The 21,498-nt window shown below is 67.5% G+C and carries 23 protein-coding genes and 1 tRNA gene; 11 read left to right on the top strand and 13 right to left on the bottom strand.

Annotated features, from left to right (window positions below; genetic code table 11):
• Nucleotides 1–55: 55 nt before the first annotated feature.
• Entirely contained in the window at nt 56–742 is a 687-nt protein-coding gene (locus ACRYRV_RS02605) for a SanA/YdcF family protein (protein WP_309637498.1), read from the top strand.
• Nucleotides 743–777: 35 nt separating this feature from the next.
• Here ACRYRV_RS02605 and ACRYRV_RS02600 read toward each other — a convergent pair whose 3' ends face one another.
• The 4 genes from ACRYRV_RS02600 to ACRYRV_RS02585 all read right to left on the bottom strand — a co-directional run bounded on the left by ACRYRV_RS02600 (nt 778) and on the right by ACRYRV_RS02585 (nt 3,770).
• Nucleotides 778–1,221 carry a hypothetical protein gene (locus ACRYRV_RS02600; RefSeq protein ID WP_253450648.1) on the bottom strand — a complete coding sequence of 148 codons (444 nt, stop codon included), beginning with the start codon at nt 1,219–1,221 and terminating at the stop codon, nt 778–780.
• Between the two features lie 111 nt (nt 1,222–1,332).
• Nucleotides 1,333–2,241 carry a 30S ribosomal protein S6--L-glutamate ligase gene (gene rimK / locus ACRYRV_RS02595; protein WP_253450651.1) on the bottom strand — a complete coding sequence of 303 codons (909 nt, stop codon included), beginning with the start codon at nt 2,239–2,241 and terminating at the stop codon, nt 1,333–1,335.
• 40 nt (nt 2,242–2,281) lie between these two features.
• The gene (locus ACRYRV_RS02590) at nt 2,282–2,719 is read right to left on the bottom strand and encodes an ATP-dependent zinc protease family protein (protein WP_253450654.1); all 438 of its coding nucleotides are present in this window, start codon (nt 2,717–2,719) and stop codon (nt 2,282–2,284) included.
• A gap of 25 nt (nt 2,720–2,744) precedes the next feature.
• Nucleotides 2,745–3,770 carry a DUF3549 family protein gene (locus tag ACRYRV_RS02585; RefSeq protein WP_444986155.1) on the bottom strand — a complete coding sequence of 342 codons (1,026 nt, stop codon included), beginning with the start codon at nt 3,768–3,770 and terminating at the stop codon, nt 2,745–2,747.
• Between the two features lie 292 nt (nt 3,771–4,062).
• Between ACRYRV_RS02585 and ACRYRV_RS02580 the strand changes: the two genes are divergently transcribed.
• Nucleotides 4,063–4,395, top strand: a complete 333-nt coding sequence (locus ACRYRV_RS02580; protein WP_444986157.1) for a YqcC family protein — start codon at nt 4,063–4,065, stop codon at nt 4,393–4,395.
• Between the two features lie 82 nt (nt 4,396–4,477).
• On the opposite strand, the gene ACRYRV_RS02575 is transcribed toward ACRYRV_RS02580, so the two are convergent.
• The 3 genes from ACRYRV_RS02575 to ACRYRV_RS02565 form a co-directional block, all read right to left on the bottom strand.
• Nucleotides 4,478–5,113: an OmpW/AlkL family protein gene (locus ACRYRV_RS02575; protein WP_110070478.1), complete on the bottom strand. Its 636-nt coding sequence runs from the start codon at nt 5,111–5,113 to the stop codon at nt 4,478–4,480.
• Nucleotides 5,114–5,326: 213 nt separating this feature from the next.
• Complete coding sequence (locus tag ACRYRV_RS02570; RefSeq protein WP_309637458.1) at nt 5,327–5,911, bottom strand: OmpW/AlkL family protein; 585 nt, start codon at nt 5,909–5,911, stop codon at nt 5,327–5,329.
• A 213-nt stretch (nt 5,912–6,124) separates the two neighbouring features.
• A complete protein-coding gene (locus ACRYRV_RS02565; RefSeq protein WP_444986160.1) occupies nt 6,125–6,748 on the bottom strand; it encodes an OmpW/AlkL family protein in 624 nt (207 codons plus the stop codon).
• A gap of 278 nt (nt 6,749–7,026) precedes the next feature.
• On the opposite strand from ACRYRV_RS02565, the gene ACRYRV_RS02560 reads away from it, so the two are divergent.
• On the top strand, nt 7,027–7,326 hold the full coding sequence (locus tag ACRYRV_RS02560; protein WP_309637460.1) for a cyd operon YbgE family protein: 300 nt from the start codon (nt 7,027–7,029) through the stop codon (nt 7,324–7,326).
• A gap of 78 nt (nt 7,327–7,404) precedes the next feature.
• Here the strand turns inward: ACRYRV_RS02560 and putP are convergent, their stop codons facing one another.
• From putP to ACRYRV_RS02530, 6 genes are all read right to left on the bottom strand, one after another.
• The gene (gene putP, locus ACRYRV_RS02555; RefSeq protein WP_309637461.1) at nt 7,405–8,910 is read right to left on the bottom strand and encodes a sodium/proline symporter PutP; all 1,506 of its coding nucleotides are present in this window, start codon (nt 8,908–8,910) and stop codon (nt 7,405–7,407) included.
• Between the two features lie 109 nt (nt 8,911–9,019).
• Nucleotides 9,020–12,211, bottom strand: a complete 3,192-nt coding sequence (gene putA, locus ACRYRV_RS02550; RefSeq protein ID WP_444986163.1) for a bifunctional proline dehydrogenase/L-glutamate gamma-semialdehyde dehydrogenase PutA — start codon at nt 12,209–12,211, stop codon at nt 9,020–9,022.
• Nucleotides 12,212–12,403: 192 nt separating this feature from the next.
• On the bottom strand, nt 12,404–13,213 hold the full coding sequence (locus ACRYRV_RS02545) for a helix-turn-helix domain-containing protein (RefSeq protein WP_444986165.1): 810 nt from the start codon (nt 13,211–13,213) through the stop codon (nt 12,404–12,406).
• A gap of 58 nt (nt 13,214–13,271) precedes the next feature.
• Entirely contained in the window at nt 13,272–13,646 is a 375-nt protein-coding gene (locus ACRYRV_RS02540; protein WP_309637464.1) for a hypothetical protein, read from the bottom strand.
• Nucleotides 13,647–13,723: 77 nt separating this feature from the next.
• Nucleotides 13,724–13,797, bottom strand: a tRNA-Gly gene (locus ACRYRV_RS02535).
• Nucleotides 13,798–14,179: 382 nt separating this feature from the next.
• On the bottom strand, nt 14,180–14,596 hold the full coding sequence (locus ACRYRV_RS02530; RefSeq protein ID WP_309637465.1) for a CBS domain-containing protein: 417 nt from the start codon (nt 14,594–14,596) through the stop codon (nt 14,180–14,182).
• A 185-nt stretch (nt 14,597–14,781) separates the two neighbouring features.
• On the opposite strand from ACRYRV_RS02530, the gene ACRYRV_RS02525 reads away from it, so the two are divergent.
• The 8 genes from ACRYRV_RS02525 to ACRYRV_RS02490 all read left to right on the top strand — a co-directional run bounded on the left by ACRYRV_RS02525 (nt 14,782) and on the right by ACRYRV_RS02490 (nt 21,466).
• A complete protein-coding gene (locus ACRYRV_RS02525; protein WP_444986168.1) occupies nt 14,782–15,276 on the top strand; it encodes a YqaE/Pmp3 family membrane protein in 495 nt (164 codons plus the stop codon).
• A 79-nt stretch (nt 15,277–15,355) separates the two neighbouring features.
• Complete coding sequence (locus ACRYRV_RS02520; protein ID WP_309637467.1) at nt 15,356–16,225, top strand: EamA family transporter; 870 nt, start codon at nt 15,356–15,358, stop codon at nt 16,223–16,225.
• A 74-nt stretch (nt 16,226–16,299) separates the two neighbouring features.
• Nucleotides 16,300–17,220, top strand: coding sequence for an NAD(+) kinase (locus ACRYRV_RS02515; protein ID WP_253450694.1), 921 nt, complete (start codon nt 16,300–16,302; stop codon nt 17,218–17,220).
• Nucleotide 17,221: 1 nt separating this feature from the next.
• Nucleotides 17,222–18,226: a metallophosphoesterase gene (locus ACRYRV_RS02510; protein WP_444986171.1), complete on the top strand. Its 1,005-nt coding sequence runs from the start codon at nt 17,222–17,224 to the stop codon at nt 18,224–18,226.
• Between the two features lie 182 nt (nt 18,227–18,408).
• A complete protein-coding gene (locus tag ACRYRV_RS02505) occupies nt 18,409–19,272 on the top strand; it encodes a rhomboid family intramembrane serine protease (protein WP_309637469.1) in 864 nt (287 codons plus the stop codon).
• Nucleotides 19,273–19,283: 11 nt separating this feature from the next.
• Entirely contained in the window at nt 19,284–19,568 is a 285-nt protein-coding gene (locus ACRYRV_RS02500) for a YeaC family protein (protein WP_253450702.1), read from the top strand.
• Nucleotides 19,569–19,611: 43 nt separating this feature from the next.
• Nucleotides 19,612–20,412, top strand: a complete 801-nt coding sequence (locus tag ACRYRV_RS02495) for a DUF2797 domain-containing protein (protein ID WP_444986228.1) — start codon at nt 19,612–19,614, stop codon at nt 20,410–20,412.
• Nucleotides 20,413–20,467: 55 nt separating this feature from the next.
• Entirely contained in the window at nt 20,468–21,466 is a 999-nt protein-coding gene (locus ACRYRV_RS02490; RefSeq protein ID WP_444986173.1) for a zinc-dependent alcohol dehydrogenase family protein, read from the top strand.
• Nucleotides 21,467–21,498: the final 32 nt, after the last annotated feature.

The following is a 21,498-nucleotide window of genomic DNA, read 5'->3' as shown; positions in this document are numbered from 1 at the left end:
GCGAGGCGCTTGCGAGGTGAAACGGGCAGTGTGGAAGGCCTGTCGCGGCCTGCTGATGACCCTGGGGGCCGCCGCCTTGCTGGCGGCCCTGCTGTTCGTGGCGGCGAACCTCTGGGTGCTGGGCCGAACCCATTCGCGCATCGAGCAGACGCTGCCGATGTGCGGGGGCGAGCGGGTGGGTATCGTCTTCGGGACCTCCCACTGGACCCGCAGCGGGGTCCGTAACCCCTACTTCGACGCCCGCATGAGCGCCTCGGCGCGGCTGCTGCGCCTCGGGCGGGTCGATCACCTGCTGCTCTCCGGCGACAACCGCACTCGCTTCTACAACGAGCCCGTCACCATGTGGCGGGATCTGCGCGGGCGCCAGGTGGCCGATGCCGACATGACCCTGGACTACGCCGGCTTCAGCACCTTCGATACTCTGGTGCGAGCGCGGGATGTCTTCGGCGTGGAGGAGGCGGTGCTGATCACCCAGGCCTGGCATCTCCCCAGGGCACTCTATATCGCCGATGCCGTGGGGCTGGAGGTCACTGGCTGTGCGGTGCCATCGCCCTCGCGCCGGGTCAGCGGCGAGTGGCGGCTGCAGGCCCGGGAGTGGGTGGCGCGGGTGGCCATCCTGGGAGACCTCTACCTCTGGGGGCGGGAGCCGCACTTCCTGGGTCCGTTGGAGCCCCTGGAGGTGGCGCCTCCCTTCTGGGAAGCCTGGCTGTTTCCGGAAATGCCCGAGACGCCGGCTCGCTGACGCGCCGTGCGGCGCTATCTCTCAGCGGCGGACTCTCAGCGGCGGCGGGACTTCTGCTGGGCGTAGAGCTCGCGGATCAGCGCCCGGCAGCCCTTCCAGCAGGACTCGATGACCGGCTCGATGGGATCGGGAAGGGGATGGGTGTAGAGGGTAGAGAGGGCCTGCATCAGCACCCGCTCCTGTTCGAGCAGCTCGTTGACCACCACCTGGCTCTCATTGCCGACGAAGCTCTTCAATCGACTCCACAGCCACATGTAGTCATCCCGCTCCACGTCGGCGTCCCGGGGCAGCATTCGCAGATGCTCCCTGGCCAGCTCCTGTAGCTCGCGCATCGACCGGCTCCTGGCCTCGTAGTGAGGTTTTAGAGTGTCACGCAGGCTGGGACGCAGGCGCTCCAGATTGTCCTGAAAATAGTCGATGCTGTCAGCCAGCGCCTCAAGGACGCTGTCCATCGCCACTTGGCGATTGTCGAGAAACATGAGCGGTCACCTCCTCCGGTGACGCAGATTGTGGCGGGGGAAACACTGTTTTGCTACCCCCGGCGATCAATAAATATGCCCTATTGAGAACTTTTCACCCTGGCTGCGCAATTACCCCTTGGGTTTAGGCGGTGCCTTGCGGCTGGGCGCGGCATTCTTCTCGATATGTTCGATGATCAGCCCGGCGATATCCTTGCCGGTGGCGCTCTCGATGCCCTGCAGGCCGGGAGAGGAGTTGACCTCCATGATCACCGGGCCGTGGTTGGAGCGCAGCAGGTCGACGCCGGCCACCCTCAGGCCCATGGCCTTGGCGGCGCGGATCGCCGTGGAGCGCTCCTCCGGGGTGATGCGGATCACGCTGGCGGTGCCGCCGCGGTGCAGGTTGGAACGGAACTCGCCCTCGGCGGCCTGGCGCTTCATGGAGGCCACCACCTTGTCGCCGATCACGAAGCAGCGGATATCGGCGCCGCGGGCCTCCTTGATGTACTCCTGCACCATGATGTTGGCCTTCATGCCCATGAAGGCCTGGATCACGCTCTCGGCGGCCTGGTTGGTCTCGGCCAGCACCACGCCGATGCCCTGGGTCCCCTCCAGCAGCTTGATCACCAGCGGCGCTCCCTTGACCATGGTGATGAGGTCGGGGATGTCGTCCGGGGAGTGGGCGAAGCCGGTGATCGGCAGGCCCAGCCCCTTGCGGGAGAGCAGCTGCAGCGAGCGCAGCTTGTCCCGGGAGCGGGTGATGGCGACGGAGTCGTTGAGCACATAGGTGCCCATCATCTCGAACTGGCGCAGCACGGCACAGCCGTAGAAGGTCACCGAGGCGCCGATGCGCGGGATCACCGCGTCGAAGGGCTCGAGCTCCTCCCCCTTGAGGTGGATCGAGGGGTGGTGGGCGGCGATGCTCATGTAGCAGCGCAGGGTATCGACCACCCTTACGCTGTGGCCGCGCTGTTCGGCGGCCTCCACCAGCCGACGAGTGGAGTAGAGGTTGCGGTTGCGTGACAGCAGCGCGATATGCATCGAAGGGCTCCAGTGGCCGTGAGTCTCGGTGTCGTTCGCTTCAGGGTTCACCGTGCAGGAAGGCGGCGCCGGGCGCCACCAGCAGGCGACGCAGGGCGCGTCGGCCCAGCAGCATGGGGTGGCGCATGTTGCGGCGGTCGGTCAGGGTCAGCTCCACGGGGAACTCCAGCTCGCCCAGGCGCAGGGAGGTCCGGATCACGTAGCGCCACTCCTCCTGGCCGTTGGAGCTGCGCACCTTGCGGCGGTCGTGCAGGTGCATGCGAAACACATGGGGGGGCGTGTCCGGGCCGCCGCTGCGGGTGGTGAAGCTGACCCAGAGGTGGCCATCCTCCTCGAAGGACTCGATATCCTCGGCGTGAAGCGCCGAGGTGCGCGCCCCGGTGTCCGCCTTGGCACACAGGCTCAGGTGCATCTCGGGCAGCTCTACCATCTCTCGACGGCCGATCACCGCCTTGGGGGTATAGGGCAGTTCTTTCATGCTCATGGAAATCCTTGCAGGCGTCTCAACGGGTCAGGGCGGCCAGCCGGCGACCGATGGGGGAGTCCGTCGGCGCCTCGCGCAGGGTCATCAGCACCGGCAGCCGCAGCCTGGGGATCAGCGCCAGGTCCCGCGCCACCGTCATGAAGTCGGCGGACTGGCACTCGGCCAGCCGGCCCAGGAAGCGGGGCAGCCGCTCGCCGTGCTCCAGATGGTGCCAGCCGCGTCCGGCCATGGCGGCCAGCAGGTCGGGGCCGCAGGCGTCGGCGTCAGCCAGCAGGGCGTCGAACCAGGCGCCGGCCAGGCGGCCATCGGCGCCGGCCATGGCGCGTACGCAGGCGCAGAAGCCCTCGATGTCGCCGGCCCTGGCAGCGGCTTCCCCGCGCTCGCGCAGCGCCCCGGCCAGCGCGTCGCTGATATCCACATGTTCCAGACAGTAGCACAGGGAGGCGAGCACCTCGCCCGGCAGCTCGGGCAGCCGGGCCGCCAGGCGCGTCTGGTCATCGGCCTCCATGCGCACCGCGAAGTCGGCCAGCCCCTGCAGCCCTAGGGCCTGCCAGTCGAAGCCCTGCTGGCCGCTCAAGTAGGCCTCCGCCGGCTCCAGGTGCTCGCTGGCGGGACGCCCCAGCGCCAGGGTGGCCCGGGCGTGCAGCATGGCCTGGAAGGGCAGAGAGGGGGTGAAGGCGAGCGGGTTGTCCTTCATCAGGTTGTCCACCGCCTCGCCGTCCTCCCGGCCGACGCTTTCCACGCTGCGGCCCAGGGTCTCGAGCAGGCGCTGCAGAAAGGCATCCCGGGGCGCGGGGCTCAGGTGGCCCTGCTCATCCAGCGGCAGCGCCAGGAACCAGATGACCGGGTTGGGCATGTCGCCCAGCCGGAACACCAGCCCCAGGCGCGCCTGCCCCTGCCAGGGGGACGGCCAGGGTTGATCGCCGGCCTCGAAGGCCGCCAGGGTCGCGAGCTCGCAGGGCGTGACGCGGCGCCCCAGATGGTAGAGGTTCACCTCGGCGCCGCTGCGCACGAAGAAGTCATGAAGAGTATGGATGGGTTGCATGCTCTCTCCCGTCATCGAACCGTGCACTCTACCTTGGCGGCCTGCCGCTGTCAGCTGCCGAGCACAGTGGAGTCGCAGGGGCGTGATCAATTCTTGAGCGATCGCCGCGACCCCCCATGAGCCGTGGCTCTGCGTCGCCTTTCCAGAGATTATCCACAGGCCCGTTCAGGGAAACTGTGAACTGTGTGCCTGGTGTCCCGGGAAGGGGGGCGGGTGTGGACAACCCCTTGGGGTAGCCAGGGGAGGGGGATCATCAGGATAATGGACGGTACACATCACCGAGGTATTTCTCATGAGCGTTCACCAGGAGCTGGCAGTCGCCCTGCGCGAGCTGGAGGCTACCATGCGCGCTACCGGCCAGTGGCGCATGGAGCCCCCCGAGGCGGCTGCCTTTGCCAGCGTTGAGCCCTTCTGTGCCGACACCATGTCACTGTCCCAGTGGCTGCGCTTCGTCTTTATCGTGCGCCTGGAGGCGCTGGTGGAGGCCCGTGCGCCGATGCCGGCGAAGTGCGAGGTGGCCCCGGCGGTGGAGGCCTGGCTGGCCGAGTCCGGGGCGCGCGCCAGCGAGCGGCAGATGATCGCCGAGGCCGTGGCGCGCATCGACCGGCTGGTCACCGAGGGCTGAACAGGGCCCGACATGCTTCCCCACCAGCGCAGGAGGCCCGCCATTGGCGGGCCTCCTGCGTTTCGCGCGGGTGGCGCGAGGATCAGAAGCGGTAGCTGATACCGCCCATGATGACCCAGGGATCGATCTTTACGGTGCCTACCTCAGTGCCGTTGAGGCTGGCGTCGGTTTCGATATCGATATACCAGGCGGCGGCGTTGAGCGCCCAGTTGTCGTCAATCAGGACGTCCACGCCCACCTGGCCGGCGGCGCCCCAGGAGCTGGAGAGGTCGAGGTCGATGCCATCAATATCAAGCTTCTCGCTGGAGAAGCGGGTGTAGTTGATGCCTACGCCGACATAGGGCTGCACCAGGGCCGCGGTGCCGCCCAGGGGGTAGTACTGCACGGTCAGGGTCGGGGGCAGGTGCTTGGTAGAAGCCAGGTTCTGGCCGTCCAGGTTGATGTCATGCTCGAAGGGCAGGGCGGCCAGCAGCTCGACGCCGACGTTATCGTGGAAGCGATAGCCCAGGGTAAAGGCGAAGTTGGTGTCATCCTGGACATCTACCGCCAGGTTGCCAAGAGCCGTATCGAGGTTACCGTTATCACTCTTGGGCGCTACCTTGGCGACGCCCAGGCGGGTAAAGAAGTCGCCCGCGCCGTAGGCCAGGGCCTGGGTGCTGGTGGTAAAGGCGGCGGCGGCCAGGCCGGCGGCGAGCAGGGTGGGGAAGTGCTTGCGCATGGGGCGACTCCTTGACGTTCCGGTTTCAGCAATGCCGTACAGGCCCTTGCTGGCCTGTCGGGGTTAAGGCAATTTTAATCAAGCCGCCTCGGAGCTTTCTTGACGCCGGTCAAGTGGTGCTGCGATGCACAAGGGTGAGAGACACAAAAAGACGCCGCCGGGCTGGGCCCGGCGGCGTCCTTGGTTACCGCAATCATCATGCCATGTGCGGCATCAGAAGCGCAGGGTCACGCCGCCGCCGATGGTCATGGGATCCACCTTGGCGGTGCCGAGGCGCTCGCCGTCTACGGAGATACGCGAGTCCACGTCGGCGTAGTTGGCGAAGCCGTTGAGCATCAGGTTCTCGGTGATGGCGAGATCCACCCCTACCTGGCCTACGGCGCCATAGCTGCGACGGGCATCCACGCCCTCCGGCTCGCCGGAGAAGCGGGTGTAGTTGAGGCCGGCGCCCACATAGGGCTGGACGCGGGAGTCCATGCCGCCCAGGGGGTAGTAGTTGACCAGCAGGTTGACCGGCATCCGGTCGATGGTGTCATCGCCGTTGACGGTGTGTTCGATCTTCTCGGAGCTGTTGAGCTCCACGCCGATGTTGTCGTGGAAGAGGTAGCCGGCGCCGAAGGTGAAGCCGGTCTCGCCGCTGCTGATGCCGTCGGCGACGCCGTTGTCGGAGCGGGTGTCGGACTTGGCGAAGCCGCCGCGCACGAAGGTGTCGCCGGCGCTGTAGGCCAGGGCGGCCTGGCTGGCGAAGGCGCAGCTGGCGGCGATGGCGGCGGCGGTGATCAGTCGAGAGGTACGCATGGTCAGGGATCCTCCTGTTGCTTCACGCGAGAGCCAAGCCGGAGTGCCCGGTGGCCAATGACAGAGTCATTATAGAAAACACTGTTTTCAAATGTCCCGTAGCGAGTCGTCAAGAATTGTGAAAGCCGTTATCACCGGGCGGGTCGCGACGGCACAGACGGCTGCGCCGGGCAGGGCCCGGCGCAGCAGGAACAAAAGAAGCAGAGGGGGGAATCAGAAGCGATAGGTGATGCCGCCGCCGATGGTCATGGGGTCGATCTTGGCCTCGCCGATCTTGTCGCCGCCCAGTCGCACATCCGCCGAGACGTCGGCATAGCTGACGAAGCCGTTGAGCATGACGCCCTGGGCCACGGCCAGGTCCACCCCTACCTGGCCGATAACGCCATAGCTGCGGCGCACGTCGAGCCCGGGCAACTCCTCGCCGGAGAAGCGGGTGTAGTTGAGGCCGGCGCCCACATAGGGCTGGACGCGGGAGTCCATGCCGCCCAGGGGGTAGTAGTTGACCAGCAAATTGACCGGCATGCGGTCGACGCTGCCGATAGGGCCTCCGCCCAGTGTCAGGTCATGCTCGACCTTCTCCTGGCCGCTGAGCTCGATGCCGAACTGGTCGGTAAAGAGGTAGCCCAGGCCGTAGTAGAGCCCGCGCTCGTCGGAGACATCCAGGCGCGCGACGCCTACTCCCGGGACATCCAGGTCACCATTGTTGGACTTGACGTCGGTCTGGGCGATACCGCCGCGCACAAAGACTTCACCGGCCTGGTAGGCCAGCGCGGCCTGGCTGGCGATCAGGGCTCCGGCGGAGAGCAGGGCGGCGGTGAGGAAGCGATGCTGATTCATCAGTGAGACCTCGCGTCGGTCATGGGCGTCAGGGGCCCGGGGAGAAATCTTTTGTTGTACAAGGGTGACTATAGATTATGAGATGGTAGAAGTCTTGAAAAATGTTGCGGCAAGTGAAATGGCCACTGAGTGCGGCCTGTCAGGCAAGAATTGAAGGCCGGCCAGGGGAGGGCTAGGGGGTGCCTGTACAAGAATTGCCGCGTCGCAACGTCGGCGGGTCGCGCATCGGTCGGAAATCGTCTTGACTTGGGGAAGCAGGCCCCTTGGGAGGAACGACCATGCGTATCGCCTCTGATGTCGTACAGGCCCGGCGGGAGCCGGCGCTCTCTCTGCTGGTAGCGGCGGGGCTGGCGGTCTGGCTGCTGCTCCAGCCGGCGCTGATCCAGGGGTTGCCCCTGGGGATGCGCCTGCCGGCGGTGCTGCTGGGCATCTGGGCCCTGGGCGCGGCCTTTGTGCGCCCGCTGGGCCTCTCCCCTGAGCGCCGCTGGCAGCGCCGGCTGGCGACGCCGCCCTGGAGCCTGGTGGCACTGGGGCTGTTTGCCGGCCTGCTGCTGGGTCGCGCACTGCTGGGAGGCTGATGCGAAGAGAGCCTGCTACCGGGTGCCCTCACCAATAAAAAGAGCTCCCGAAGGAGCTCTTTCTCTACCCTGCTCGGGTCACGATGCCCGGCTGTCACGATCGATATGCCGATACTCACCGGCGTCGGCCGTCATGCTGCTCACCGCGATGATGGCGACGAGGGAGGCAATGAAGCCGGGAATGATCTCGTACACGCCGGGGCCACCCATGAATTCGGCGTTCCAGCCAAGCGTGATCCAGAGCATCACGGTGACGGCGCCCACGACCATGCCAGCGATGGCGCCAGCGCCGTTGGTGCGCGGCCACATCAGCGACATGATGATCAGCGGTCCGAACGCCGCCCCGAAGCCAGCCCAGGCGTTGCTGACCAGCCCCAGAACCTGAGAGTCCTCGTCGGAGGCAATGATGGCGGCCACCACGCCGACGATCACCACGCAGAGGCGACCTATGGCGACACTCTCCTTCTCGCTGGCTTCCTTACGCAGGAAGAGGCGGTAGAAGTCTTCGGTCAGCGACGAGGAGGAGACCAGCAGCTGGCTGGAGATGGTGCTCATGATGGCCGCGAGAAGGGCCGCATAGAGGAAGCCGGTGATCAGCGGGTGGAACAGCAGGTTGGCCAGGATGATGAAGATGGTTTCAGGGTCCTGAACGTCCATCCCGTTGCGGATCGCGTAGGCCCGGCCGAATACGCCGAGGGAGACGGCGCCGATCAGGGAGATTGCCATCCAGCTCATGCCGATGTTGCGGGCAATGGGCACATCCTTCAGGGAGCGGATCGCCATGAAGCGCACGATGATATGGGGCTGGCCGAAGTAGCCGAGGCCCCAGGCCACCGCGGAGAGCCAGCCGACGAAGGTCAGCCCCGCCGTCCAGGAGAGCAGCGTCGGGTCGACCGAGTTGAGGGTCTCGGAGGCCTGGGCGAAGCCGCCGCCGCCTTCCCCGAAGAGCACCACCGCCGGCATGAGCACCAGGGCCAGCATCATGATGCAGCCCTGAACGAAGTCGGTCAGGCTCACGGCCAGGAAGCCGCCGACGACCGTATAGGCCAGCACCACGCCCAGGGTGATCACGACGCCCATGGCGTAATCGCTCATCCCGCCGAAGTTGTAGATGCCGGAGAAGGCGCTCTCGAACAGCTTGCCGCCCGCCACCAGGCCAGACGCCGTATAGACCGCGAAGAAGACGACGATGACGACGGCAGAGACCGTGCGCAGGGCGAGTGCCCGGGTCGGGAAGCGGTTGGCCAGAAAGGCCGGAATGGTAATGGCATTACCATAGTGGACCGTCTGTTCCCGCAGGCGAGGTGCGACCAGCGTCCAGTTGAGGAAGGCGCCCACCAGCAGGCCGATACCGATCCAGGCAGAGCCCAGGCCAGAGATGAAGAGCGCGCCGGGCAAGCCCAGCAGCAGCCAGCCGCTCATGTCCGAGGCGCCGGCCGACAGTGCCGCCACCTTGGGACTGAGGGCGCGCCCCCCCAGCATGTAGTCTTCCGAGGAAGAGGTGGCTCTCTGCATGGCATAGACGCCGATGGCGATCATGAGCACGAAGTAACCAATCAGGCTGATCCAGACACCAATGGCCATAGAAGTTCTCCAGTTCGTTGGGACGGAGCGGACTCCGTCCGGTGAGCGCCCTCGCGTGAGTCGTCACTCGGGCGCCGTCTTGTTGTTGATGACGGCAGGCTGCTGCCGATCATTCGTCTCCCAGTGCAAGCAGTGAGGCGTTGCCGCCCAGGGCGGCGGTGTTGACGGTCACCGTCTTCTCGGTGGCGAAGCGCAGCAGGTAGTGCGGCCCGCCCGCCTTGGGTCCGGTACCGGAGAGCCCCAGGCCACCGAAGGGCTGCACGCCCACAACGGCACCGATGATATTGCGGTTTACGTAGACGTTACCAACACGAATTTTCTGCGCTATTTCATCGGCAAAGGATTCATTGCGGCTGTGCACGCCGAAGGTCAGGCCGTAACCGCGGTCGTTGATCGAGTCGATCACCCGGTCGATCTCGCTGCTCTTGTAGCGGACGATATGCAGGATCGGGCCGAACTGCTCCCGCTCCAGGGCCTCGATGCCGTCGATCTCGAAGGCCACCGGCGCCACGAAGGTGCCGTGGGCGGTCTCGTGGGTCTCCAGGCGCGTCTCGGCCACCAGCCGGCCCTCGGCCTTGAGCGTCTCGATATGGGCGGTGAGGCCCGCCCGGGCATCCTCGTCAATCACCGGCCCCACATCGGTGCCCAGGTCGCGGGGGTCGCCCACGCGCAGCTCATCCATGGCCCCCTTGAGGATCTCGATGACCCGGTCGGCCACGTCCTCCTGAAGATAGAGCACCCGCAGCGCCGAGCAGCGCTGGCCGGCGCTCTGGAAGGCGGACTGGATGACATCGGCCACCACCTGCTCGGGAAGGGCGGTGGAGTCGACGATCATGGCGTTCATGCCGCCGGTCTCGGCGACCAGCGTCGGCAGGGCGGCGCCCTCGCGGCCGGCCAGGGCGCGGTTGATCACCTGGGCGGTATCGGTGCCGCCGGTAAAGACCACCCCGGTGATGCGGGGGTCGCCGGTGAGCACGCTGCCCACGGTCGGGCCGTCGCCGGGCAGCAGCTGTACCACCTCCCGGGGCATGCCGGCCTCATGCAGCAGCTCGATCACCCGGTGGGCGACGATGGAGGTCTGCTCCGCGGGCTTGGCCAGCACGGTGTTGCCGGCCACCGCGGCGGCCACCACCTGGCCGCAGAAGATGGCCACCGGGAAGTTCCAGGGGCTGATCGCCGCGAAGACCCCCTTGCCGGCGAGCATCAGCCGGTTGGATTCGCCGGTGGGGCCGGGCAGGGCGGTCGCCTCGCCGAAGAGCTCCTCGGCCTTCATGGCGTAGTAGCGGCAGAAGTCCACCGCCTCGCGGATCTCGTCGACGCCGTCGGTGAGCAGCTTGCCGCCCTCCCGGGAGCAGAGCGTCATCAGCTCCGCCATATGGGTCTCCATCAGGTCGCCCAGGCGGCGAATGATGGCGGCCCGCTCGGCCACCGGGGTGGCCTGCCAGCGGGGGAAGGCAGCCCAGGCGGCGTCCACGGCGCGGGCAGCCTCGTCGGCGCTGGTCCACTGTACCCGGCCTACCCGCTGGCGCCGGTCGAAGGGGCAGAGCACCTCCTGGCAGCGGGCGGGATCAGCGGGCACTTCGAAGGCGAGCAGCGGCTTGACGCTATGCTCGCGCTCCATGTGTTCGGCCATGGCCTCCATCAGCGGCTGATAGTGGCTGCGAACGTTGAGGTTCACCCCCCGGGAGTTGCGCCGCTGCTCGCCGTAGATCTCCGCGGGCAGCGGGATGCGGGAGTTGGCGTAGCGGGGCTGCTGGCGCAGAGTCTCGACGGGATGCACGCAGAGCGACTCCACCGGCACCCTGGGGTCCACCAGCTGGTGGACGAAGGAGGAGTTGGCGCCGTTCTCCAGCAGGCGGCGAACCAGGTAGGGAAGCAGGTCCTTGTGGGCGCCCACCGGCGCATAGATGCGGCAGTAGGTGCCCTTGGGTGCCCGGGGCAGGGCGGCGTCGTAGAGGGCCTCGCCCATGCCGTGCAGGCGCTGGAACTCGAAGGGGCGCGAGGCCTCGTTTGCCTGTTCGAGAATGGCGCTGATGGTGTGGGCGTTATGGGTGGCGAACTGCGGGAAGATCCGCCCGCGGGTGGCGTCGGAGAGCAGGAAGCGCGCGCAGACCAGGTAGGCAACGTCGGTGCAGGCCTTGCGCGTGTAGACCGGGTAGCCCTCCACCCCGAGCTGCTGGGACTCCTTGATCTCGCTGTCCCAGTAGGCGCCCTTGACCAGGCGCAGGGGGATCTCGTCGCCCTGCTGGTCGGCCAGGCGGTTGAGGTAGTGCAGCACCGGCAGGGCGCGCTTGGCGTAGGCCTGCACCACCAGCCCGAAGTGGCCCCAGCCCCGAGCCTCCTGGCTCTCGTAGACGGCCCGGAATACCTCCAGGGAGATCTCCAGGCGGTCGACCTCCTCGGCGTCGATGGTCAGGGCGACGTCCCGCTCCCGGGCCATGGCCACCAGCCGCTTGACGCTGTCGACCAGCTCATGGAGTACCTGATCGCGGCGGCCGAACTCGTAGCGCGGGTGCAGCGCGGAGAGCTTGATGGAGACGGAAGGGGCGGGGGTCCTGTCGGTCAGCGCCTGGCTGGCCTTGCCGACTCGTTCGATGGCGCGGGCGTAGTCGTCGAAGTACTTGCGCGCGTCGCTGCGGGTGCGAGCGGCTTCCCCCAGCATGTCGTAGGAGTAGGTGTAGCCCTTGTCGAAGAGAGGTTGCGAACGCTTGAGCGCCTCGTCGATGTCGCGGCCCAGCACAAACTGCTTGCCCATCACCTTCATGGCCTCGCGCATGGCCCGGCGAATCACGGGCTCACCCATGCGGTTGACCAGCTTGTTGATGAAGCCGGCGGGGCGACCCTCCTTGGGGTGATCCAGGTTGAGCACCCGACCGGTCATCAGCAGGCCCCAGGTGGAGGCGTTGACGAACCAGGAGTCGCTCTGGCCGAGGTGGGACTTCCAGTCGGCGGGGCCCAGCTTGTCCTCGATCAGGGCATCGGCAGTGGCGCGGTCGGGGATGCGCAGCATTGCCTCGGCCAGGCACATCAGCATCAGCCCCTCGTGGGTGTCGAGGCTGTACTCCTGCAGCAGCTGGTCGATGGAGTCCACGGCGGTGTCCATCTCGCGGATCTCGCGGACCAGTTCGGCGGTCTTGCCGGCGATGCGCTGGAAGTCGCGGGTGTCGGCGCTGAGCACCTTGACCAGTTCGGCGACGAAGTCATCTTCATCGATGGCATAGTGCTCGCTGACGCGAGCGAAGAGGGTGTCCAGATCCTGCTGCCAGGTGGCGGTATCCAGCATGGTGGTGGCGTCGAGCATCGGTTTCCCCCGGGAGTCTCGTCAGGCGGAAGGGTGCCGTTTTCCAGGCAGGCGTGATCACTGCGTGAAACGGCCGTACCCCTGACTTTAGGAGCCTAGGGGATGGCGTGCTTGCGGATTTCGCGGGAGTGGCGGCGGATTTCGCGGATTCTGCGGCGTCTCTGTCCGCAAGGGTTAGACTTTAGTCGCGACCTATGCTCGACCCTGGCGGGAAACGCGGTTCAGCGGCCGCGGACGCTCGGCGGGCTGTCGCAGCTGGCTTGGGGGGGCGCCAAAGGCGTTGCGGCAGGCGCTGGCAAAGGCGCTCTGACTGCCGAAGCCGGTACGGGCGGCGACCTCCGCCACGGGCAGGCCGGTGGCGGAGAGCAGATGGCGGGCCGCCTCCAGGCGCCGGCGGCGCACGTATTGCCAGGGCGAGAGGCCGGTCTGCTGTCGAAAGCGCTCCCGGAAGTGGGCCTCGCTCATGCAGGCCTCCCGGGCCAGGTCGCCCACCTGCAGGGGGCTCGCCAGGTGGCGTTCGATAAAGCGGTCGAGGCGTGTCAGGTCCAGGGGGCGGCCCCGGGGCGCCGGTGGGCTACCGCCCAGCCGCTCGTTGAGGCAACCCAGCAGGGTGCCGGCCAAACGCTCCTGCTGGCCGGCGCCAAGGGTGCGGGGGGCGTGCTCGAGCTCGAGCAGCAGGAAGTCCAGGTAGCGGCGTAGGGGGTCGTCCAGGGCGAAGAAGCGCGGGGCATCGAAGAGGCGCGCCAGTTCATGATGGAGACCGGTGAGGCAGGCCGCCTCACAGGGAAGATCGAGGATCAGCTGGCGATTCTCGCCGCTCCCGGCATAGTAGTGCACGTGGTTGGCCGGCACGATGCAGCCCGACAGCGCCGAGATGGCGCCGCCCAGTCCCTCGATCTCGAACTCCGCGCGCCCCTCTAGGCCGATCACGATCTGATGGTAGTCGTGTGCATGGTGGAGGGTGGCGGTATCGAGGGGGATCTGGCGGATGGCGCTCGACATCAGGTCATGCCCGTTTCGGCTGGCGAAGTCCTCAGTCTAGCCTATCGACGCCCCGGGCTCACTCGCCGCGGCGCTGCTGTTCGCGCAGGGCCAGATGGCGGGCGAGGTGGTCGCGCAGGGCCTGTAGCTCTTCCTGCCCGGCGGCATCCAGCAGGGGCTTGCCGCGGCTGACGCGGCCGTGGTTGCCATGCTCGTCCACCAGTCTCTGGGCGCGACGGCGGATGCTGTCCAGGGTCTCGTCGTGGCGGATGGGGTAGCCGATGATGGCATTCCACTCGGTCTCAGTGACCTCGCTGGCCAGGGCGCGATCGATCAGCGCGAGCAACTGGGCGGGCTCGGTGCGATAGCGGGGGGTGCCGGAGAGCAGCAGCAGGGCGGTCATGCCGCCGAAGATCAGCAGGCAGACGGCAAAGACAAGCAGGAAGAGAGTCATGGGCGCTACCAGAGGATGGCCCATACCAGGAGTATTCTGGATCCACGTGAGAAATGAACAAAATTACTGATAAAACGTGGAGCGGGTGAAGGGAATCGAACCCTCGTCTTAAGCTTGGGAAGCTTCTGCTCTACCATTGAGCTACACCCGCTAGGCGGTTTCGATAGTAAAACCAATCGCTTAGCCATGCAAGCCGCGGCGCGGCCTTTTTCGCGTTTGTGCTGCAAGTTGCTGTTTTTAAGGGGTGCTGCCGCATGAGGTTCGAAATGGCAGGAGCGTACATGGGCCCCGGCCAAGAAATTTTCCGCCGCTTTCGAACTTTTCCTCGCAGCACTGTCTGAGTAAGCACAGGCAACAGCGCGATAGCAGTCGCTAACACTGTTGTTCTGGCTCGCAGTTTTTCGATCGATGCTTGGCCGTTTCCCTAGGGAAGCGGCCTTCTTTTTGGCGGGGTGGCGGGCGGCAGCCGCCCGGCCGGGGCGTCACACGAAAGCGCCCCGCCGTGGCGGGGCGCTGCATCGGTGGTGAAGAGCTCAGTGATTCTGCTTGTGGCGCATGCTGAGGATGGCGTTGAGGACATCGCGGCGGGTGACGATCCCCACCAGGCGCTGCTGCTCCACCACCGGATAGACCTTGGGCTTGCTCTTCAGCATCTCCTGGGCCAGGTCGGTGATGCTCTTGTTGGGCGTGACGGTGAGCACCTCGTGGCGCATCAGCTCCTTGACCAGCGGCGGCTCCTCGTTGAGATAGGTGCTCTCCAGCACCTTGCCGAGCACATCCTGCTCCGAGATGAAGCCGATCAGGTGGTCGTGCTCATCGACCACCGGAACGCCGGGCAGCCGGTGGAGCGAGAGTCCCTCGGCCAGGGTAGATACCGCCGTCTTGGCGGTCACCCGGTAGCAGTCACGGGACATGATCTCGCGAACGGTGGTGGGGGCCTTGTTGGGCATGGCAATTCTCCTTGTGCCGGTTGATCATCAGCCCGTAGCGGTTTCAGCATAGTCCACTCCCGGGCCCCGTTGAGTCTTTCGCTATCAACGCTTGGACGTGGCGCTGCATATGGTCGTTCTGGAACCCCCTGGCGCCTTCCTGCCTCAAAATCAAGGCCCGGTATCGATAACCCAGGAGTCAGCCTATGGATGCTCGCGAGTATCTTGCCCGCAAGGGGCTTGACGGCGATCGTGAACGTGAACGCCCCACCACCCTGGAAGAGAAGGCCTGGGCGCGCGCCCGGGAGTCGGGGGATCATCGCCCCCGGGCCGGGACGCCCCACGACTGGGAGGAGTGGGAGCGCTACCACGATGAGCTGGCCGAGGATGCCGGCTCCCTGGAGCAGAAAATCAATCATGAGGCTCACCAGCGCCTGATCGAGCGGCAGGCCCGCGAGGCGCAGGGGGGAGTGGAGCAGTACGATCCGGGCGCTGCCGAGACCGCCTCTCCGCCCCCGGCCGAGGCGGTGAGTGCCGGTGCGCCCCGTACTGCCCTGCTGGCGCTGGCCGTGCTGATGCCGCCGCTGGCCGTGGGGCTGTCTCGGGCGCCGGCGCGCCGCATCCGGCTGAGCCTGCTGTTGACGCTGCTGGGGTGGGTGCCGGGCGTGATCCACGCCCTGCGCCTGTTGGCTCGGCGCTGAGACAGCGGTTCGCCGGGGTTGGCAGAGGCGCCGGCTGGCGTATAATCGCCGTCAACTCAAAATATCAATGAGGTTGACCGTGGGCTATCTCGTCGGCGTCACCGTACTCTGGGCCTTCTCCTTCTCGCTGATCGGCGTCTACCTGGCCGGCCAGGTGGACAGCTACTTCGCCGTCGCCCTGCGCGTGGCCCTGGCGGCGCTGGTCTTCCTGCCCTTCCTGCGCCCTGGCCTGCTGCGCGGGCGCCAGCGCCTGGTGCTGATGGGGCTGGGCGCCGTGCAGCTGGGGCTGATGTATATCTTCTTCTATCAGTCCTTCCTGCTGCTCTCGGTGCCGGAAGTGCTGCTCTTTACCATCTTCACGCCGCTCTATATCACCCTGCTCGACGATGCCCTGTTCGGGCGCTTTACCCCCTTCTACCTGCTGACAGCGGCGCTGGCCGTGGTGGGGGCCGGGGTGATCCGCTACGACGGTCTCGACGGCGGCTTCCTGCTCGGCTTCCTGGTGGTGCAGGGAGCCAACCTCTGCTTCGCCCTGGGCCAGGTGGGCTACCGGAGGCTCTCGGATGAGCTCCCCGCCTCGCTGCCCCGCCACAGCGTCTTCGCCTGGTTCTACCTGGGCGCCTTGGCCGTGGCCCTGCCCGCCTTTGCCCTGCTGGGCAATGCCAGCGCGCTGCCGACTACCGGGGTGCAGTGGGGCGTGCTGCTCTGGCTGGGGCTGGTGGCCTCGGGGGGTGGCTACTTCCTCTGGAACCTGGGGGCGACCCGGGTGGACGCCGGGGCGCTGGCGATCATGAACAACGCCCTGATCCCCGCCGGCCTGCTGGTCAACCTGGTGATCTGGAACCGTGACGCCGACCTCGGGCGCCTGGCGCTGGGCGGGGCGATCATCGCCGGTTCGCTCTGGCTCAACGAGTGGTGGGTGAAGCGCCGCGCGGCCTTGGCCGCCTGAGGCGCGACGCGCCCCGTTTGCCGGGGGGCTGGGCAGTGGCCATAATGGGCCGCTGCAATGCGAGAGGCCCCTGCATGCCATCCGAACAGAGCTCTTCCCCGGAACGCGACGCCAAGACGTCCTTCCGTACCATCGGCCTGATTGGCCGCCTTGGCAGCACCAAGGTGGTCGACACCCTCAAGCGCCTGATCCGCTTCCTGGACGGGCGCGGCCACCATGTCATCATCGAGGATCGCACCGCCACGGTGCTCCTCGACCACGGCCACGTGGAGTCGAGCCGGCGCATGCTCGGCCAGCTCTGCGACCTGGTGATCGTGGTGGGTGGCGACGGCAGCCTGCTGGGGGCGGCCCGCACCCTGTGCCATAGCGGCACCCTGGTACTGGGCGTCAACCGCGGTCGACTGGGCTTTCTCACCGATATCTCTCCGGATGAGCTGGAGGCTCGGGTAGGCGAGGTGCTCGACGGCCACTACGAGGTGGAGGAGCGTTTCCTGCTCGACGCCGAGCTCTATCGCGACGGCACCCTGATGGGCAGTGGTGATGCCCTGAACGAGGTGGTGCTGCACCCCGGCAAGGCGGTGCGGATGATCGAGTTCGAGCTCTTCATCGACGGCCAGTTCGTCTACAGCCAGCGCAGCGACGGCCTGATCATCGCCACGCCCACCGGCTCCACCGCCTATTCGCTCTCCGGCGGCGGCCCCATCATGCACCCCAAGCTCGACGTGGTGACCCTGGTGCCGATGTTCCCCCACACCCTCTCCAGCCGGCCCATCGTCATCGACGCCGCAAGCGAGATCCGTATCCACATCGGCGAGACCAACCAGACCTACCCGCATATCAGCTGCGATGGCCAGACCCGCGCCGTGGCCAAGCCCGACGATGTCCTGGTGATCCGCCGCAAGCCCCAGTGCGTCCAGCTGGTGCATCCGCTGGGTCACAACTTCTTCGAGGTCCTGCGCAGCAAGCTGGGCTGGAGCAATCGCCTGGGAGACTGATGTGAGAACGCAGGCGAGATTCGAAGGCTACGACCTGATCGGCGATGTCCACGGCTGCGGCGCCACCCTGGCCGCGCTGCTGGAGAAACTGGGCTACCACCAGCGGGGCGGCGTCTACCGCCACCCCAGGCGCAGGGTCATCTTTCTCGGCGACCTGATCGACCGGGGCCCGCGCATCCGGCTGGCGGTGCAGATCGCCCGGCGCATGGTGGAGGAGGGCGAGGCGCATATCGTCATGGGCAACCATGAGTACAACGCCCTGGCCTACTGTCATCGCGCCCCGGCGGGAATTGGCCGGGAGTGGCTGCGCGAGCACACGCCGCGCAACAACCGCATCATCAACGAGACCCTGGAGCAGTATCGCGACCACCCCCAGGAGTGGGAGGAGGCGCTGGCCTGGTTCCTGGAGATCCCGCTCTTCCTGGAGCGCGAGGGCCTGCGGGTGGTGCACGCCTGCTGGGACCAGTCGCTGATCGACGACCTGCGCAGCCGCCATCCGGATGCCTGCATGGACGAGGCCTTCCTGGTGGAGTCCACGGCGCCGGGCACCCGCGCCTTCGAGATCCTCGACCGTCTCACCCGGGGCACCCAGATGCCCCTGCCGCTGGGCACCGAGATCCACTCCGGCGACGGCTTCACCCGGCGCAGTTTCCGCACCCACTTCTGGGCGCAGTCACCGCAGACCTGGGGCGATGTGGTGTTCCAGCCCGATAACCTGCCCGGGGACCTGGAGCTGCGCCCGCTCTCTGCCGAGGATCGCCAGCGGCTGGCCTTCTACGGGCCGGACGAGCCGCCGCTCTTCATCGGGCACTACTGGTGCGAGGGGATTCCGGCCCTGCCGGCGCCCAACGTTGCCTGCCTGGACTACAGCGCGGTGAAGTTCGGCCGCCTGGTGGCCTACCGCTGGAGCGGCGAGCGCCAGCTCAACGCGGACCACTTCGTCTGGCTGCGGGTCCCCCGGGAGGAGCAGGTGCGCCCGCGCCCCTGGGAGATCAGCTTCGAATGACGTTTTTACATGACACAAAACTTTACAATATTTTTTGCTCGGTGCCGTGAACTCCTGGTGCCGACCGCCATCAGAGTAGGTGTTCCCTTGAATGATCCCTTGCTCTTATCCGGCGGCCCCCTCCGCCGGATTTTTTATGCGCGCTCCCCGGTCCCGCCCACCCACGCGCACAAGGAGGCGCCATGTACCGCGTGATCCAGCTGCCCCCCGATGCCGATACCCGCGAGCTGCGCCGTGCCCTCTGGGCCCACCGTATCGGCCACCGCATCACCGAGGATGACGAGGGCCAGACCCTCTGGCTGGCGGATCCCCGCCAGCAGGCAGAGATGATGCGGCTGCTGGCCCAGTGGCAGAGCGGCGAGCCGCTGATGCCTGCCCGGGGCCGCGCACGACGCAAAGCCGGGCCGGCGTCCGGCTCGCTGGCCGGGGTGCTGCGCCAGGCGCCGGTCACCGCGGCCACCCTGGGGCTCTGCCTGCTGGTGTTCGCCGCCATGGCGGTGTTTGGCGATCTGGTCATTGCCTTGCTGGCCATCGTGCCCCTGGGCGTCGCCCCCGGCGGCACCCTGGCCGTGGGCAGCCTGGTCGAGGCGCTGCTGGCCGGCCAGATCTGGCGCCCGCTCTCGCCGGCCTTTCTGCACTTCGGCTGGATGCACCTGATCTTCAACATGCTGTGGCTCTGGTACTTCGGACGCCAGGTGGAGGCGCTGCAGGGCAGCGGGCGCATGCTGCTGATCCTGCTCGCCGCCGGCGTGGGTGCCAACCTGGCCCAGTACGCCGCCGGTACCGTGCTCTTCGGCGGCATGTCCGGCGTCGACTTCGCCCTGCTCGGCTACGTCTGGCTGATGTCGCGGCGGGCCCCCGGCAGCGGCTTCTTCGTGCCCCAGATGCTGGTGGTCTTCATGCTCGGCTGGATGGTCTTCACCATGACCGACATGGCCGGCGCCGTGGGCTTCGGCAACGTGGCCAACGAGGCGCACCTGGGGGGGCTGGTCGTGGGCCTGGCCCTGGGCTGGTACTATTCCGGGCGAGCACGCCGTCACCATTGAGAGAGTTTCCGATGAGCGATATGACCTTCGAGCGCATGATCCAGCAGATGACCCCGGCCATCTACCAGAGCCTCAAGCAGGCGGTGGAGCTGCGCAAGTGGCCGGACGGCCGCCTGCTGACCCGGGAGCAGACCGAGCTCTGCATGGAGGCGGTGATGCGCTACGAGTTCGAGAATAACGTCCCCGAGGAGCAGCGGGTGGGCTACCTGCAGCAGCGCACCTGCGGCGGGGCCAGCAGCGGCGCCGGCGTGGACCCGGCACTGGCGGGGCTTGCCAAGGACGCCGGCCGTGACTGACGCCATAGCCGCGGCCGCCGAGGTCACCGGCTGCCTGACCAAGATGGCCATCGCGCCGGGGCAGGGCGGTGAGCCCGCCCGCTATACCCTGCGCGCCGGCGAGGCGCGCCTCGATCTCAACGAGCGCCTGGGGCGGCCGCTGTCGCTCGCCTGGAGCGGCGCCATCGCCTGCACCCACTGCGGCCGGGCCACCAAGAAGAGCTTCGCCCAGGGCCACTGCTACCCCTGCTTCAAGAAGCTCGCCCAGTGCGACACCTGCATCATGAAGCCGGAGACCTGCCACTTCTTCGCCGGCACCTGCCGCGAGCCGGAGTGGGGCGAGCGCCACTGCTTCCAGCCGCATATCGTCTATCTGGCCAACGCCTCCGGGCTCAAGGTCGGCATCACCCGGGGCACCCAGGTACCAACCCGCTGGCTCGACCAGGGCGCGGTGCAGGCGCTGCCGATCTTCGAGGTAGAGACCCGCCAGCAGTCGGGCTTTGTGGAGACGCTCTTCAAGGAGGAGGTCTCCGACCGCACCAACTGGCGGGCCATGCTCAAGGGCGACACCGCCGAGCTGGACCTGCCCGCCGAGCGCGATCGCCTGCTGGCGCGCCTGGAGGGCGGGCTTGCCAGCCTGCGCGAGCGCTTCGGAGCAGACGCCATCCGCCTGCTCGACGCGCCGCCGGTGGCCCTGGACTACCCGGTGCTCGAATATCCCACCAAGGTGGTCTCCCACAACCTCGACAAGACCCCCGAGATCGGCGGTACCCTGCTCGGCCTCAAGGGGCAGTACCTGATCCTCGATACCGGCGTGATCAACCTGCGCAAGTACACCGGCTACGAGGTCCGGGTCGCCGCCTGAGCCCTCGGCTATCCTGTCGGCAGGGCCGGTCTGGACGGCCGAGAGGAGAATGACCATGACCGAGACCATGCGCGCCATGCGCCTGCACGCCCCGGGTCAGCCTCTGGTGCTGGAGGAGGTGCCGCGGCCCGCGCCCGGCCCGGGGGAGCTTCAGCTGCGGGTGCTGGCCTGCGGGGTCTGCCGCACCGACCTCCACGTGGTGGATGGCGAACTGCCCGACCCGCGTCTGCCCCTGGTGCCCGGCCACGAGATCATCGGCGAGGTCACCGCCCTGGGGGAGGGAGTGACCGGGGTGGCGCTGGGTGAGCGCCTCGGCGTGCCCTGGCTGGGCTGGACCTGCGGCGAGTGTGCCCCCTGCCTTCGCGGCGAGGAGAACCTCTGCGAGCGGGCCGAGTTCACCGGCTACACCCGGGGCGGCGGCTACGCGGAATACTGCGTGGCCGACGCCCGCTACGCTTTTCCCATCCAGGGCGACGATGCCCAGGCGAGTGCACCCCTGCTCTGCGCCGGGCTGATCGGCTACCGCACCTGGCGCCTGGCCGGCGGCGAGGCCCCACGGCGGCTCGGCATCTACGGCTTCGGTGCCGCCGCCCATATCCTGATCCAGCTGGCGCTGGCTCGGGGGCAGCGGGTCTTCGCCTTCACCCGTCCCGGCGACGCCGAGGCCCAGGCCTTCGCCCGGCGGCTCGGCGCCGAGTGGGCCGGCGGCAGCGATGAGGCGCCGCCGGAGGCGCTGGATGCGGCCCTCCTCTTCGCCCCGGTGGGGGAGCTGATCCCCGCGGCGCTCTCCCATGTGCGCCCCGGCGGCACCGTGGTCTCCGGCGGCATCCACATGTCCGACATTCCGAGCTTCCCCTACCGGCTGCTCTGGGAGGAGCGCTCGGTGAAGTCGGTGGCCAACCTCACCCGCCAGGACGGCGAGGCGTTCCTGGCCCTGGCGCCGCAGGTGCCGATCCGCACCGAGACCCGCGCCTACCCCCTGGATCAGGCCAACCGGGCCCTCGATGACCTCCGCGAGGGGAGGCTCTCCGGTGCCGCGGTGCTGATCCCCTGACCTTTCCGCCAACTCTGCTAAGATGGCCGGCC

This window comes from Halomonas mongoliensis (genome assembly GCF_052496345.1).
Note: the sequence above shows the minus strand (reverse complement) of the source record. Positions and strands in the feature narration are given on the sequence as shown.